This window comes from Nocardia sp. 852002-51101_SCH5132738, from assembly GCF_001665695.1.
GTDB lineage: Bacteria > Actinomycetota > Actinomycetes > Mycobacteriales > Mycobacteriaceae > Nocardia > Nocardia nova.
This window is the reverse complement of the sequence record NZ_LZML01000070.1, coordinates 1-15347: the sequence shown is the minus strand read 5'-3', so window position 1 is coordinate 15347 and position 15347 is coordinate 1. Positions and strand designations below refer to the sequence as shown.

The 15347-nt window shown below is 64.2% G+C and carries 10 protein-coding genes; 9 read left to right on the top strand and 1 reads right to left on the bottom strand.

Features of this window, described 5'->3' with window-relative positions; all coding sequences use genetic code 11:
- The first annotated feature begins 504 nt into the window (after positions 1 to 504).
- The 8 genes from A5789_RS10920 (at position 505) to A5789_RS10885 (ending at position 13473) form a co-directional block, all read left to right on the top strand.
- Entirely contained in the window at positions 505 to 849 is a 345-nt protein-coding gene (locus A5789_RS10920) for a WXG100 family type VII secretion target (RefSeq protein ID WP_064901737.1), read from the top strand.
- A gap of 4 nt (positions 850 to 853) precedes the next feature.
- A complete protein-coding gene (locus A5789_RS10915; RefSeq protein WP_064901738.1) occupies positions 854 to 1159 on the top strand; it encodes a WXG100 family type VII secretion target in 306 nt (101 codons plus the stop codon).
- A complete protein-coding gene (locus A5789_RS10910; RefSeq protein WP_064901739.1) occupies positions 1156 to 2529 on the top strand; it encodes a hypothetical protein in 1374 nt (457 codons plus the stop codon). Before A5789_RS10915 ends, A5789_RS10910 begins: the two co-directional genes overlap by 4 nt.
- Positions 2530 to 2566: 37 nt before the next feature.
- Positions 2567 to 2836 carry a hypothetical protein gene (locus tag A5789_RS10905; RefSeq protein ID WP_082940617.1) on the top strand — a complete coding sequence of 90 codons (270 nt, stop codon included), beginning with the start codon at positions 2567 to 2569 and terminating at the stop codon, positions 2834 to 2836.
- Complete coding sequence (locus A5789_RS10900) at positions 2826 to 3317, top strand: hypothetical protein (protein ID WP_064901741.1); 492 nt, start codon at positions 2826 to 2828, stop codon at positions 3315 to 3317. Before A5789_RS10905 ends, A5789_RS10900 begins: the two co-directional genes overlap by 11 nt.
- A 391-nt stretch (positions 3318 to 3708) precedes the next feature.
- Positions 3709 to 4632: a DUF4357 domain-containing protein gene (locus A5789_RS10895; RefSeq protein ID WP_155525559.1), complete on the top strand. Its 924-nt coding sequence runs from the start codon at positions 3709 to 3711 to the stop codon at positions 4630 to 4632.
- Between the two features lie 274 nt (positions 4633 to 4906).
- Positions 4907 to 11260: a DEAD/DEAH box helicase gene (locus A5789_RS10890; RefSeq protein WP_064901743.1), complete on the top strand. Its 6354-nt coding sequence runs from the start codon at positions 4907 to 4909 to the stop codon at positions 11258 to 11260.
- A complete protein-coding gene (locus tag A5789_RS10885; protein WP_064901744.1) occupies positions 11260 to 13473 on the top strand; it encodes a 3'-5' exonuclease in 2214 nt (737 codons plus the stop codon). Before A5789_RS10890 ends, A5789_RS10885 begins: the two co-directional genes overlap by 1 nt.
- A 424-nt stretch (positions 13474 to 13897) precedes the next feature.
- Here A5789_RS10885 and A5789_RS35445 read toward each other — a convergent pair whose 3' ends face one another.
- The gene (locus A5789_RS35445) at positions 13898 to 14602 is read right to left on the bottom strand and encodes a TetR/AcrR family transcriptional regulator (protein ID WP_227462714.1); all 705 of its coding nucleotides are present in this window, start codon (positions 14600 to 14602) and stop codon (positions 13898 to 13900) included.
- Positions 14603 to 14805: 203 nt separating this feature from the next.
- Here A5789_RS35445 and A5789_RS37745 point away from each other — a divergent pair, with 203 nt between their 5' ends.
- The gene (locus A5789_RS37745) at positions 14806 to 15318 is read left to right on the top strand and encodes a hypothetical protein (protein WP_231953295.1); all 513 of its coding nucleotides are present in this window, start codon (positions 14806 to 14808) and stop codon (positions 15316 to 15318) included.
- The last annotated feature ends 29 nt before the right edge of the window (positions 15319 to 15347 follow it).

Sequence of the window (15347 nt, the reverse complement as noted above, 5' to 3'; positions counted from 1 at the left end):
CCGGCAAGGGCCGCCGGAGCATCAGCAACGTCTGCGTGCCGGGCTCGAGGAGTCCGGTTTGCTGTAGACAGGCACGTCAACATCGCTGTGCGGCAGCCTAAATCGAATCAGCTACGCTGGCCGAAGCCGAACAGTGAGAACGCCCCCTCTCCCCGCGAGTGACCGGGACCTGTCCACCCAGGACCACGAAGAACATCCGGATACGTCAGTCATCGAAGTCGAGCCGAATCTCTCACCGGTTGTTCTCTTCGACCGATGCCACTCGCCCAAGGGATGCAGAAGTATTGCTCGGCAGCCGGCGAGTCGAACTTCGGATTAGCAGGATCGTTGACCAAATCGTAGGTCGCACCCCAACGGGGCTGCCCAGTCGCCCAGGCCGATTGGCGATGGCGGAGCGGCTCGGCGTGGACCGACTTCATCGGTTGATCAGCGACGTGTTTACGCGTCGGTCATCACACTCGATCATGATGGACGGACGGACCGCCGATCGCTTAGCATCGCCGTGTGACTGATAGTGGGGGGAACATTCCAGCTCCTGGCCAGGGGTTTTCGGTTGTCCCGGAACAGGTGCGTGATGTCGGGATCTACATCTACGGCTTGGCCGACACCTTGTCCGGAGCGCTGAATTCCGCGGGTGAGGAAGTCGCCGAACTGCTCAACGGCAGCTGGACCGGCGACTACGCCGACGAATTCTCCGAGGGCTGGACCGAGGTCCACGACGGCGGGCGGCAGATCTTCGCGGCACTGGCCACCATGGCGGAAAAGCTCGGAGTCACAGCCGAAACTTTCCAGTCGGTGGACGCGAACAATGCTGCGGCGCTGGATATCCCGAAGCTGAACTGGACGTAGTCCGGTGGCTTCGCAGTTCTCGGTCGACCTCCAACACCTCGACCGGATCGTGTCCCGGCTGTCCGGTCTGGCCGGCTTCATTGCTGACCATCTCGCCGATATCGAACACCGTGTCGCAGCCCTCCAAGGCACCGGCTGGGAGGGCGTGGCGGCCCGCGCCTATGACGACGCCCACCGCGAATGGATCAGTGGCGCAAAAGAACTCGTCGAAGGCGTCAAGGATATGAGCGACGCTGCCAGACAAGCCCACTCTGCGTACAGCACGGCCCTGGAACTCAACGGGCGAATGCTGCGGAGCGGCCAACAGTGATCGTCGACTGGCAGATCTACTACGACGCCGCCAAGAAATGCCGCGACCTGGCCGACGAACTGCGTAAGGCCGACAAGCCTGTCCACGACGCGATCAAGGGCGACTGCCTGGGCATGGCCGGCGACGCCCCCGGCTGCGCGGACTGGGGCAAGGCCTACGACACCGCCGCCAGACAGACCCTGCAGGCCAGCGCGAGCCTGGCCAATGCGCTGACCAACTACGGTGCGGTGCTGTACGCGATAGGCCACAACTATGGCGTCGCCAACAAATCCAATCCCTCCCCGCCGCAACCCGACGTCAGCCAGGTCGGCGAATACAAGGTCTCCCTCCCGTCTTCGGTGGCCGACAACGGGCCCGGCCTCGACGATCACGGCGCGGTCAAGGAATTCTTCGACAAACTGCTGGCCAAGGTGCTCAACACCTTCGGCAAGCTCCCCAACGGCGATAAAAACAAGCTCGACCGGGCCCACACCGTCTGGGACACATTCGCCAAGCACCCCACCGTCATCGGCGCCGCCGCCGGCATCTCCGGGATCTCAGCGATGTTCGACGGGATGGACGACGCCACCAACCGGGGCCTGCTGCAGGACCATTTCGCCACCCTGAAAACCAGCGCCGACACCGTCGCCACCTCCGCCCAGCAGATGGCCGCTCCCGTCGCGGATTATCGCGATGCCACGGTTGCGCTCGGCAGCGACACCAGCAGCAAGATCAACACCCTCGAACTGACCATCGCGGTCACCGCGATCGCCGGTGGTCTGCTGGCTCTGTTCAGCGCTGGTACCTCCGCGGTCGCCGCGACCGCGGCCATCGACGCCGACGTCGTCACCACCATGGAGGCCATTCAGGCCGCCTACCAGGCCAGCCGGATGAAGACGGTGATCGGCCTGGCGGCCCTCGCCGCCGGTGCCACCGCCACCATCGACGCCTTCCACGCCCTGCCCACCATCGACCTGGACAAGGCCGTCACCAACCTCGCCACCATCATTGCGATGAAGGTCATCGTCGCCGCGGACGGCGCGATGACCGTGGCGACCAAGTACGAAGATCTGCCACAGGCCCCGGGCATTCCACTCGGCGGCCTCACCGATGAATCCGAAGCGTACGTCAAGGGAAAGCATGTTCAGGGCGGCAACAACGTCACGCCCGACAAAAGCACCTTCCCCGAAGGTACCGACCTCGACGCACTGGCCGAGGCCGCAGAGAACGTCACAGCTCGCGGGCCGAACGATTACGGCAACTACGAACGTGAGGTCGATGCCGGGCATCCGGTCGGAAACAAGTCACAGAACAACGGCGGCCAACCGACGAACAAGTACAAGGTGATCACGGACAGGTGGGGTACCGTCGTAAACATGTTCCCCGAATAAGGAGGATGAGTTGGGGATAACGATAAGCGTGCAGAATATGAACCACAACGAGATCGAGTCGTTTTCCGGGGCTGCCGCCGACACGCTCTCGGATATAGTCTTGGATTCACCCACGGGTCCGATGATGCGCGGGATTCATAAATACGCCGACACCATGTTCAACTCATACCAGTTGAAATTCTTTCTGGAGGAGCTGGATTCCGCGAATCCGCGGAGTGACTCGGAGCGAGAACTGTTCTCCGTCCTGCGGCGAGCATCGGAATCGGCGATCCGGCAGCAAGGTTACCTGTGGTTCAGTGGCGACTGACCAAGGTGGGCTGATAATCAACACCCGTGCCGGAGGACATATCAGGCACCAAAAAGCCGAGCGGACGTTCGCTCTGAGTGCGACGGACTTCAGCGTTACGCGGCAGCTGACGTACGAACTTTCGAACGTCGCACAGGACGAGCTTCAAGGCATCGGATGGACCGCTGATACAGAGCATTTCCTCAAAAATCTCATGTATTCGGTTTCTCGCGAATTGGAAGAACCGAAACAAGTACAGTTGACGATTCGAGAGATCGACAACCACACAGCAGCGGAGCTGAATGCGAAACGGCGGGCCGCGGAGCAAAGCGATCCTGAAGCGCCGATCATAAGGACTATCCCTGACATCGTAAATATTTGGCTCACAGCGCTCCGCATAGTATGGCGGCACCTCGGGCCTTTAGAGGGCAGGTACCGAACCGGCTACGACGAGCACGAGATAGAAAGCGCTCTCGCCGCCGTGGAAGTAATGGCCCACTGATTCGAACTCCATCTGTAGGAGCGAGGTAGTCGACCACAGCACAGCGTGCCGGAGTCCCCACGCCTTCTACGACGCCCTCGCCGCTTGGCACTCCGCCATCAGCCTGGCGGGCCCTCTCGACGGACGAGATATGATCTTGAACCCGCTGTCCGCTAGGTCGGTATTCTGGATGCGTTTTCAAGCAGAGCGAAGTTATGCGCCGGCGGTCAGCGAGTAGGCCGCAGCACGCATCCGTTCGAACCCGTGGGATACCCTCCCAGATATCGAGGAGTGACTTGGCCGGCTTTCTGTCGGCCGAAACGGACGTCCGCCTCGGTTTCCCTTCCGTCCCTTGGCAATCCGGCCTACGATACCCACCCAGCGCGAGCGGGCCACCGCTATTGTCGGACTTATGCACAACAGGTCCGATGGTTGCACCGTGCAGCTTCACCTCCTGACGGGCGACCCCCACGGCGTCAAAATTCTCAGACGTGCCGGATGGGCTGGATACGTGCTCGCCGTCCCCCGAGCCGATGTCGAGACCGCGCGGGGACTCGAAGAGCTGAACAAGGGCGCAACCGTCATCCTGCTCGGTTCCACCACCGACAACCGGCCCCGTGTCCGTGTCGGCCATGCCAATCGAGCAATCGACCACCTTCCGATGTTTCTCGCCGATCAGCGTTGGACCCAGCTGTTCGTGCTCGGCAGAGAGGGCGACTTTCCGAAGGTTCTTGCTCGCCGAATCGCCCTGTCGATGACCGAAGCGGCGAGGCGCACCAAGCTGGCGGATGTCGTCGACGCCTATCCCACTGCGCCCAAGGAGATTTCCGCGGCCGTTCGCGCCGAAGCAGACGTCTTCTCGCGCGAGACACTGACGTTTCTGGCGCTGTGCGGGGTGACCGTCTTCGGTACATCCATTCCGACCACCCCGGCGTCGATTCCAGCCGAGTCGCCGGCACCCGTAGCCTCGACTTCAGCGGCTGAGCCGGCTTCGACTTCAGTGGCTGCCACGCCAGCACCGAGCCGACCGAGACCGACGACGAACATGCCTACTGCCAAACGAATGCCGGTCGTCTCGTCCCGGAGTACCGGGAAGGCACACTACGACGAGGACATCCTGCTGCTGCTCGACCTCGGCCTGCTTCACCCAGGCCAAAAACTGATTTTCGAACAGCCCCGCAAACATCGGCGACACATCGCGTTCGTGGAACCAGACGGCGGGATACGGTTCCAGAACATCCGGTATGGATCGCCGTCGTATGCCGCAGTGGCCGCGGCAGGCTACAACAGCAACGGTTGGATGTGCTGGCGCAACCGCGGACGGCCGATTGCTTGACAATCTGCGCAAGCAGGCCCGTAAGCGCAAAGGTTAGGGGCCGTCATCACCTGATTCGATCCGCTGTGCCGGCCGACCCGCACGGTCGTGCGCAAACGTAACGACGTTGATGGCTTCATCGATGTCTTCCCCGCGCCCCGGATCCTCCCGGACCACACAAGCCGCCTGTACCCGGCCAATATGATTGACCAGCCAGGTATTCGCGACACCGGTACCGGTGCATCCGAGTCACAGCAAACGTGCATAGCGACCGAACAGCGGAGGGGAGTCGATCATGGGGGCGTTGCTGCCCACGCTGCAGGCCAATCGGCTGCGGGAGGGGTTGACCGACTACCTGGCCACCACGTTCGCTCTTACCGATGCCGACACCAAAGGTGCGCTGGTCGATTTCATCGAGCATCCGCGCGACGGGATGTTCAAGGGGCCGTATGTGCGGCTGCGGTTGCCGTTCGCGCCGGCGACCGGCAACTGGGGGATGCATCTGGACTGGCTGCCGCCGGGGTTCGTGCCGTATGGGCATCAGGCGAAGGCGTTCGAGCGGTTGTCGACAAAATTCCAGGCGCGACCGCAGCCGACCCTGGTCACCACCGGTACCGGGTCGGGTAAGACCGAATCGTTCCTGATTCCGATTCTGGATCATGTGCTGCGCGCCAAGAAGGCCGGCGTGGCGGGGATGAAGGCGCTCATCATCTATCCGATGAATGCGCTGGCCAACGACCAGGAACAGCGGCTGGCGAGGCTGATCGTCAGCAATCCGGAGCTGGCGGGCGTCACCGCGGGCCTCTATACCGGTGAGGGCGCGTCCAGTGGACGGACGCTGGTGTCGGCCGACGGGCTGATCACCGATCGCCGGCTCATGCACGATTCGCCGCCGGATATTCTTCTCACCAACTACAAAATGCTCGACCACATGCTGTTGCGGCCGGACCGCGCGCCGATGTGGCGGCAGTCGGCGCATTCGCTGCAATATGTGGTGCTCGACGAATTCCACACCTACGACGGTGCGCAGGGCACCGACGTCGCTATGCTGCTGCGCCGGCTGGGGTTGACCCTCAAATCGTATTGGTCCGACGACGCCGACGTCAGCGCAGAGGATCGGGCGCGGCCGCTGGGACTGATCACACCCGTGGCGACATCGGCGACGCTGGGGTCGGAGAAGGCGCCGACGGCGATGCTCGACTTCGCCCACACCGTTTTCGGGGAGGCCTTCACCGCGGATGCCGTAGTGGGCGAGACCCGGCTCACGCCGGAACAGTGGCTCGCACAACGTAATCCGGACCTGGACAGGTCGTACCGAGCGATCAGCCATCCCGCGCTCGACGAAGACTCCATGCGCGAGTTGGCGAAGCAAGTCGACCGCTCGTTGAACAACGCGGGGGCCACGGCAGTTATCCTCGCGACCTTGCTCGAGCGCGCCGACAGCGAAGGAGGTCTCGCGGAACGCGCGGCCGACCTGCGCAAACTGAACGCCGGCGAACTGCTCGACCTGCTGAAGACCCACCGGGTTTTCCACAACGTGCTGCGTGCGAGCGAAAAGGCGATATCGCTGCCCGAGCTGGCCGAGCGGGTACTCGAAACCACCGCCAGCAGCGCCGGTCAGGCACGCGACGCCGCGCGGCGGCAACGCTACCTCGAATATGTCTTCGCCGCGCTGTCGGACCTGCGCGCCCGTATCGGCGGCTCTGCACTGAATGTCGATGTGCACCTCTGGGTTCGCGAGCTGTCGCGCATCGACCGGAATCTCGCCACCAATGCCGAATTCCATTGGGCCGACGACGGTTCGGTGGAGGATGCCGGAAAGAACTTCTTCCCGGCGGTGTTCTGCCGGCACTGCGGGCGTTCCGGATGGGGTGTGCGGCTCGGGCCGACCGGTAACACCCTGGATGTCACCGACGAGTCCATCCGCGGCTACCACGCCGGCGGCGGACCGCGGTTCCGGACGCTGATATCGGCGCCGGTGGAGGCACAGCTCGGCAAGGATATCGACGGGCTCCGGTGGTTGCGGATCAGCGAACGCGAAATCGTCGACGAGACACCGGATCCCGAGAGCGCGGAGGTGCTCGAGGGACGCATCCTGCCGGTCCTGGTACTCACCGGACTCGACGCCGATGACAACTCGCAGAAGGATCTGTGCCCAGCCTGCCGCACACCCGACGGCATCCGGTTCCTCGGTAGTGCGGTGGCCACGCAGCTGTCGGTCGCCTTGTCGAATATGTTCGGTGATGCCGAGCTCGACGACGCCGAGAAGAAGGCGTTGATGTTCACCGACAGCGTGCAGGACGCAGCGCATCGCGCGGGATTCGTCCAAGCCCGCTCCCACACCCTGAGTCTGCGCTCCACCCTGCGCAGCGCGCTCGGCAGCGTCGCCGCGGAGTCCCAGCTCGTGTCACTGCCCGATCTGTGCGAGGCGGTGATCGAACGCGCCGGAGAGGATCCGGCCCGCCGCTACAGTCTCCTCGCACCGGATATCGTCGAACGCGACGAGTTCCGGGCGTACTGGGATCCTGCGACGAATCCGGCCGCACGCGCCAAGGCGCGCCGAATCGTCAGTCGCCGTGTGCAATTCGATATCGACCTGGAATTCGGCCTGCAGTCGCGACTCGGCCGCACCCTGGAGCTCACCGGAAGTGTGGTCGCCGAGGTGGATCTGGGCTCGCAGCACCGAGTCGTGGACATGGGCACCGCCGCGGTGCGCGGTTCCGAACACCAGTTGACCTTCGACGAGCCCGATCCCACGGCGGTGATCCGGTGGGTGCGCGGCACCGTCGAGCGAATGCGGACCCAGGGCGCCATCGCTCATCCGTGGCTCGACAAATACATCACCAAAGATGCCAACCGGCGCTGGGTGTGGGGCGGACGACGCAAAGACGAAGGCATGCCGGCCTTTCCGAAGGGACGGCCCGCCCCCGCGTTCCCCGCTGTCGGCGGCCGCACCATCCCCGAGGGGTTCGACGCCATCACCGCCCCCGCCGCCTGGTACGCGCGCTGGGCGACAAAGTGTCTGGGCGTCTCCGCCTTCGAAGGCGGATTCCTGGCACGATCTCTGTTCGCGGTGCTCGCCGAACAACGCATCCTGTCCACCAGCACCACCGAGAAGAAACTCACGGTCTATCAGTTGCGGGAGGCGGCGGTGCTGGTCGGCGCCACCGAGCTGGCCGATCTGGAGGCCGGGCGCAATCTGCTCACCTGTGACGTGTGCCAGACTCCCGTTCCCGGAACCATCACGGTGACAACTCAACTCGACGGTGCGCCGTGTATGTCGGATCGCTGCCCCGGCACGCTGCACCGCACCGAGCGCACCACCAACTTCTACCGCAAACTCTACGACGAATCGGAGATGAAGCGGGTCGTCGCCCGGGAACACACCTCGCTGCTGCCGACCGAAGTTCGGCTGGACTACGAGACGAAGTTCAAACGCTCAGACCTCGACCCCACGGCACCCAATGTGCTCGTAGCGACGCCGACACTCGAAATGGGTATCGATATCGGCGATCTGTCGACGGTGATGCTGGGATCGATGCCGCGCACCGTGTCTTCCTATCTGCAGCGGGTCGGTCGCGCCGGCCGTTCGACCGGAAACTCTCTGGTGCTCGCCTTCGTTCGCGGACGCGGCGAACATCTGCCCAAACTCTACGATCCGACCTCGATCATTCAGGGCGAGGTGCGCCCACCCGCCACATTCCTGAAAGCCGAGGAGATCCTGCAGCGCCAGTACGTCGCCCATATTGTCGACCGCCTCGCCCGCGAACCCGGCGCCCAGGATCCGATCCAGGCCCGCGCGGTCCTCGGCACTTTCGACCAGGGCAGTTGGATGGCAACACTTCTCGCCCTCGCGGACGAACAATCCGACCTGTTGCTCGATGAATTCATCGCACAATTCGACGGGCTCCTGGACGAACGGGCACGAGATGCGCTGCGCAGCTGGGCGACTCGGCCCGGCGACGACCAGCCCAGTGAGCTGGTCGCACATCTGCGCGAGGCGGTACATCGCTGGAACCGAGACGTGACGGAGCTGACGGCCCGCCGCAAGGCCGTCGATGCCGCGGTGCCGGAATTCGAGAAGCGCGCCAACTCCCCCGCCGCCACCGACGACGATCGCCGCGAATTGCGCACCGCTCGAGGCACGTTGCGCATCCTCGGCAAACACATCAGCGACCTCACCACTGAGCACTGGGTGGGTTTGCTCGAACGGTACGGGGTGCTGCCCAACTACACCCTGCTCGACGATTCGGTGACGCTGGATGTCGGCATCACCTGGTTCGATCCGGAAAGCAATCAATACGCCGGGAAACCGGAAAGTTATCAGCGCGGCGCCCGCGTGGCACTCACCGAATTGGCGCCCGGTGCAACCTTTTACGCCCAAGGGTTGGCGGTCCAGATCGACGCCGTCGATCTGGGACCGGGCGAATCGAATATTCACATCTGGCGCATCTGTCCCGACTGCGGATGGGTGCGCATCACCCAGGCCGCGGTCGATACGCCGCCGCCGGTGCAGTGCCCGCGCTGCCACACCTCCGCCGTCGCCGACGTCAGCCAGCAACTGCGGGTTGTCGAAATGGCACGGGTGTCCGCGGAGGTGCGGCGCGACGAGGCTGCCATCACCGACGCCCGCGACGACCGCCGGCGCGAGCAGTTCAAGGTGGTCGCGGCCGCCGATATCAATCCGGACGAGGTTGTCGATCGGTGGTTCGTCACCGACCGCGATTTCGGTGCGGAATACCTGCAGCACATCGATATTCGCTGGCTCAATGTGGGCCGGCGCAACTCGCAGGGCGCCAAGCGGTTCATCGCCGGAGAGGAAACCGCGAGCGGTTTGTTCCGGGTATGTTCGGGCTGTGGTCAGCTCGACCGGGTCGCCGGCGCCAACCAGGCCCACGAACACCGCGCCTGGTGCAGATACCGCAATGCGACCGATGAGAAACATGTGCGGGAGATCGCGCTGGCCCGCACCCTGCGCACTCAGGCTGTGCTGCTCCATGTGCCGAACTGGCTGCAGTTCGACATCTTCACCTATCCGAGTCTCAGTGCCGCGGTATTGCTCGGACTGCGACAGGTGATCGGCGGGTCACCCGAACATCTCGACGTGCTGACCATTGCCGACGCCCTGCACGCCCCGAACCAGCGGGCCCTGCTGATCCACGACACCGTGCCCGGCGGTACCGGCTATCTGGCCGAATTCGCCGATCCCGCAAAGGTGTGGGCGGTGCTGGCCGCCGCCCGAAAAGTGTTGCACACCTGCGACTGTGCGACCGAGCAGCGCCAGGCCTGTCACAAATGCCTGCTGCCGTTCGCACCGCCACATGAACTCGACAAGGTCTCGCGCCAGACCGCGGCCCGCGTGCTGGACGAACTGCTCGGCGCGGGCAAGGACGAGGCCCCGGACTGGAGCAGCTGGGAGGCGGCACTCACCAGGGAGCAGCCGAAGAGGCGAGTCGGGAGCGCGGAATCGCCGCTGGAACGACGGTTCTACTCCGAGTTCATCAAGCGGCTGCGGACCGTCGGCGCGACGATCACCGAGCATCCCGGAACCTACGCGGCGTCGGCCACCATCGTCATGCCGGGCACGAAGATCCGCACCTGGACGCTCACGCCTCAGGTGCAGATGGGTAGCAGCAGACCGGATTTCCGACTGCTCACCCGTGATCCGGAGGTGCCGGAGATCGCCATCTTCGCCGATGGCCGGAGTTTTCACGCGTCGACGGAGGACCGGAATCGGGTTGCCGACGATGCGGGCAAACGGGAGATTCTGCGGTCGGGAAATACGATGGTCTGGTCGTTCGGCCACGAGGACCTCGAGCACTTCATCGCCAACACCGCCCTCACACCGTCTTGGCATTCCGCGAAACGTGCCGAAACGATAATGAAAAACGGAACTCTGCGTCCCGCATTGCTCAAACTTCTCACCGCGGACCCCATCACCCAGCTGCTGGAGTTCATGCTCGATCCCGCCCGGGAGGCATGGGCCGCCGTCGGACAGTGGCTGCCGATGATGTTCATCGGTAAGGACCGAGCCAAGGGTGAGCTCACCGCCGTCGTTCCGTGGGCGCTCGATCTCCTCGACGGAAAGCCGCCGACCATCCCCGACGGCGAGTACATGTGCTGGTCGTACACCGATGGCCCCCTGGTGATTACCGCTGCCATGCGGTCCGCCAGCGGTCCGATCCACGCCGTGCTGGCGCTCGATGACCGTGACGACAAACTCGGCATCTCGAACGGCCAGGCATGGAAGGACTGGGTGCGGCTGTCGAACTGGTTCGGCCTGTGCGACAACCACATGATCACCGCCTACAGTCTGCTCGCAACCCAGCGCGGCGGCCCCGAACCGACGCCCGCCGTGCGCGAGGTTCAGCTCGATTCCGCATGGCAAGCTGCTTACAGCCAGAGCTTTTCGACCGCTGAGAAAGAGCTCGTGCGCGCCCTCGCCGCGGCCGAGGTTCCCGTTCCGGAAGTTGGCGGTGAATCGGAGGAGGGCGAGGTTCTCGACTTCGCCTGGCCTCAGGCCCGGGTAGCAGTGCTGTTCGATACCGAATCGGAAGCCGCGCGACTGATGGCCGACCGCGGGTGGACGATCTGTCCGCCCGACGCCGAGCGGATCGTGGAAATCTTGAATACGAACGGGGCGAGGTAGTGGCAAATATCGTCATCGCGACCAACACCAAGGCCATGGGCAAACTCGACGGTTCGGTACGGCGCAAAGCCTTCGACTTCCTCGAGAAGCTTCAAACCGACGACACCGCACCGGGTTTGCACATCGAGCCGATCAAGGGGGCCGTCGACTCGCGGGTTCGCACCGGCCGGGTCGACCTGAATCATCGCGCCGTCCTGTTCCGTCTCGATCCGGAAAACGGCGGGACCACCTACGTCTACATGGGGACCTGGAAACACGATGTCGCCAATGCCGTAGCCGAGCAGTCCACGCTGCGGATCAACAAGATCAACGGCATTGTCGAGGGAGTCATCGGCAAGATTCGCGATGAATCCGGCGAGGAGAAGGCGCCGAGCGTCGCCGAGCGCACACCGTCGGCCGCGCTCCCCTATCTCGCGGCCGTGGGATTCACTCTCACCGATCTGACCGACCGGCTCGGCCTGGACCCGGATCTCGCCGCCCGAGCCCTCCACGCGCCCGACGATTTCGCGATCAACGATCTCGCCGCCGAAATCGACGGCTGGCAGGGTGACGCACTGCTCGATCTGGCCTGCGGCACCGGAATCGACGAAATTCGCGAGAAGTACTCCTTCACCGAACATCCGGTGGACGAGACCCTCGACGACGACAGCCAGATCGTCGCCGCCCTCGAGCATCCCGCCTCCAAAATGCAGTTCGTTTACGTGGACGACAGCGAGGAGTTGCGCCGCGTCATCGAAGGCGGCGACTTCGCGGCGTGGCGGACGTTCCTGCATCCGGAACAGCGTGCGTATGCCGAGAAGAGCTTCAACGGACCGTTCCGGCTCTCCGGCGGTGCCGGAACCGGTAAGACCGTCGTCGCCATCCACCGGGCCCGCAATCTGGCCCGCTCCAACCGGCAAGCGCGCATCGTGCTGACCACCTACAACAGGACCCTGGCCAAGGAGCTGGAGGTCAATCTGCGAATACTGGACCCGCACATCCCGATCGCCGCTCGCCTCGGCGATCCGGGCATCTATGTGGCGAGCGTCGACAAGGTCGCCAGCGACGTCCTCGCCCGTGCCGGTGACCTGACCGCGGCCACCACCGCGGTGTTCGGTACCGCGGTCGAGGTCACCACGCGCCGCCCGGATCCCTTCGAGCAGATCTGGTCCGCGGTCACCGATTCCGGCGACCACGGCCTCGACCACAGGCTCGCCACCGCGGCCTTCCTCGACCACGAATATGTGTCGGTGATTCTGGCCAACAAGGTCACTCGGCTCGAGGAGTACGTGCGTGTCAGCCGCGCGGGCAGAGGTGTGCGGCTCAGCCGCGCCCAGCGAATCGCGGTGTGGAAACTGGTCGAAGCCTATCGGCGCCACAACCGTGCCGACGGCCGCCTGACCTTCCCCGAAATCCAAGCTATCGCCGCGGAACAGCTTGCCAGGCAACAGGATGCGGGCCAGCCGCCCCTGGCCGACCATGTGCTCGTCGACGAGGCACAAGACCTGCACGCCACCCACTGGGCGATGTTGCGCGCCCTGGTGGCCGAAGGACCCAACGATCTGTTCATCGCCGAGGACTCACACCAGCGCATCTACGGTCAACCCGTCGTCCTGGGCAGGCTGGGAATCAAGATCGTGGGGCGTTCCCGCAGGCTCACCCTGAACTACCGCACCACCCGGCAGAACCTGCACTTCGCCATGAGCATCCTCTCCGGCGCCGACTACCACGACCTCGAAAGCGGGGACGACTCCACCGAGGGCTACCGGTCGGCACGGCTCGGACCGAATCCGCAACGGATACATTGCGTTTCGGCGTCCGAAGAACTCGACGCCGTAGCCGGCATCGTTCGCGGCTGGCGCGACAGCGGCGTCCCACCCGAAACCATCGCCGTCCTGACCCGCGACAAGAACAGCCGCACACAATTCGTGCGCGCGCTCAGCGAACGCGACATCGACGCCCGAGCCCTGGACGACAACCCCGCCACCCCCGGACATGTCCAAGTCCTCACCATGCACCGCGCCAAAGGTATGGAATTCTCCCGCGTCATCCTGGCCGGCGTGGACGACGCCCATGTCCCGTTGCAGGCCGCGCTGCGATCGGTTCCCGAAGAGGAACGAGCCGAGGCAGAACTGCGGGAGCGGTCGCTGCTGTACGTGGCGGCGAGCCGGGCACGGGATGAGCTGGTGGTGACGTGGAGCGGGCGGGCGTCGGCCCTGCTGGGTAGCGGGTAGCGCCGGGGTCGGACTATTCGTCGTCGGTATCGTCCGATGTTGCTTCGTCGGCGTCGAGAAAGTCCGATGCGATCCGTAGAGGCTATAGCCGTTGTGGACCCATACATCTGGGCCCGAAAGCGCTTTTCGCTCAGGATCTCCGGTGGCCGCGCAGATGATGTGCTGCGCCAAACCCGTCGGTGTCCAGGACCCGGCATCGTCGGGCTCTGCGCACCAGACCAGCGGCCGATGGCGGTCCGCCTGCCATCGCGCCCTGCCACGTTCCGGCTTCTCTGCGACCCACTCCTCGACCTGTTTCACCACCGCTGCGTTGATGACGCCCTCCAGATCTATGACGAGCAGCTCGCCAGGCGCGATCAAATGGTTGTCGACGATCACATTGACCGACCGCGCACGACGCACACGGGTGGTAGTCGCCGTCACGTCATCGCGTTGGACACGTTCGACATCGGCTAGCGACCTCTCGCTGTTCCCACCCCCAATGCTGCGGAGTGCTGCAGAAGATCTCTCGGGGTATAGAAATAGACGCGGTGACGTGACTCCGCCACCCACTCGGGAGACCGTGCTTGCTGGATGGAACGACATACAGTGTCACTCTCTTTCCGCTGTAGCCCCCGTCATGACCATATTCACCAGGCGCTCGATATATGCGGCGTCGGGTCCCGGTGGTCCAATCACCTTGTGCGAGAACAAGACGTGACTCAACGCGGCTCCGGTCAGCATCTCCAGCAACGTGGTGATGTTGGTGGTGGGGGGGCAAGTCGCCGCGGTCGATGGCGCGCCGCACTATGTCTCGGGTCGTCGCGAATCGGCTGGCGCTGATGGTCCGGGTGAGCGGTTCGAGTAGCTCGGGAAACACCCGGGCGTCGAGTGCGACACGCAGAGCGATCAACCCAGCTTGAGATTGATAGCCGGTAAGTAATTGGTGTGTCAGCTCTTTCAGATCGCCCCGTGTCGTGCCTGTATCGATCGGGTCGTGCAGCGGCGAGAGCTTCTCGAGTGCTGCGATGAGCAGTTGGATCTTGGTCGGCCACCGGCGGTAGATCGCCGCGCGGCCGACTCCGGCTGTCTTGGCGACTGCGTCGATGGTGAAGCCTGACCAGCCGGTTTCCCAGTAGACGGTCTGCACTGCGGCGAACACCCGAGCCTCGATGCCCGGGTCTCGCGGACGGCCACGTGCAGGCGCGGTGTCCTGCGGTCGCCTCGGGGAACTCACAATCTCGATTGTGCCGGACGATCACGGTCCCGAATCCTTGACTTTCGGACACCTAATGTCTGTAATTACTTCACGCAGCCGCCCTGTGTGTTCTGGGTCACTACCGAGGAGCTGTGGTGGGGGTCGACGGGATGGAGCAATACGCAATGGGACGCAGTGTCCGGACCTGTTCGGCAGCGCTTGTGACGGCGCTCGGGATGTTGTTCACCGGGGTCGGCACGCCGCACGGCTCGGCAAGCCCCGCCGATGTGCCGGCGCCGTCCGGTTCGTGGGGGTCGTTCTACGATCCGCCCGCGGTCTTGCCCGGCGTAGCAGCAGGCGATGTGATTCGCGAACAGCCCTTCACCCCGGTTCTGTCGGCCGCCTCGCCGACGGGCACTTTCCCCGGCTCGGCGCGGCGCATCATGTATCGCAGCGTCGATGACGCCGGTCGCGCGATCGCTGTGACCGGCACATATTTCGAGCCCAGCACTCGGTGGCCGGGCGCGGGGCCGCGGCCTTTGGTGTCGCTGGCTTCGGGAACGATCGGCGAGGGGCGCCAGTGCGCGCCGTCGATCGCGATGCAGTCGGTGCTGAACTACCGAGGGTGTCACGAGAACCGTGTAAGTCCGAAGCTAGTTCGGTACTAAATCTATTCTAGCACAATGGAATTCGGTTC

What these genes read in the sequence shown, in the direction of transcription:
- A5789_RS10905 (WP_082940617.1), top strand. Translation starts at nt 2,567, where the DNA reads ATGAACCACAACGAGATCGAGTCGTTTTCCGGGGCTGCCGCCGACACG.
- A5789_RS10895 (WP_155525559.1), top strand. Translation starts at nt 3,709, where the DNA reads ATGCACAACAGGTCCGATGGTTGCACCGTGCAGCTTCACCTCCTGACG.
- A5789_RS10890 (WP_064901743.1), top strand. Translation starts at nt 4,907, where the DNA reads ATGGGGGCGTTGCTGCCCACGCTGCAGGCCAATCGGCTGCGGGAGGGG.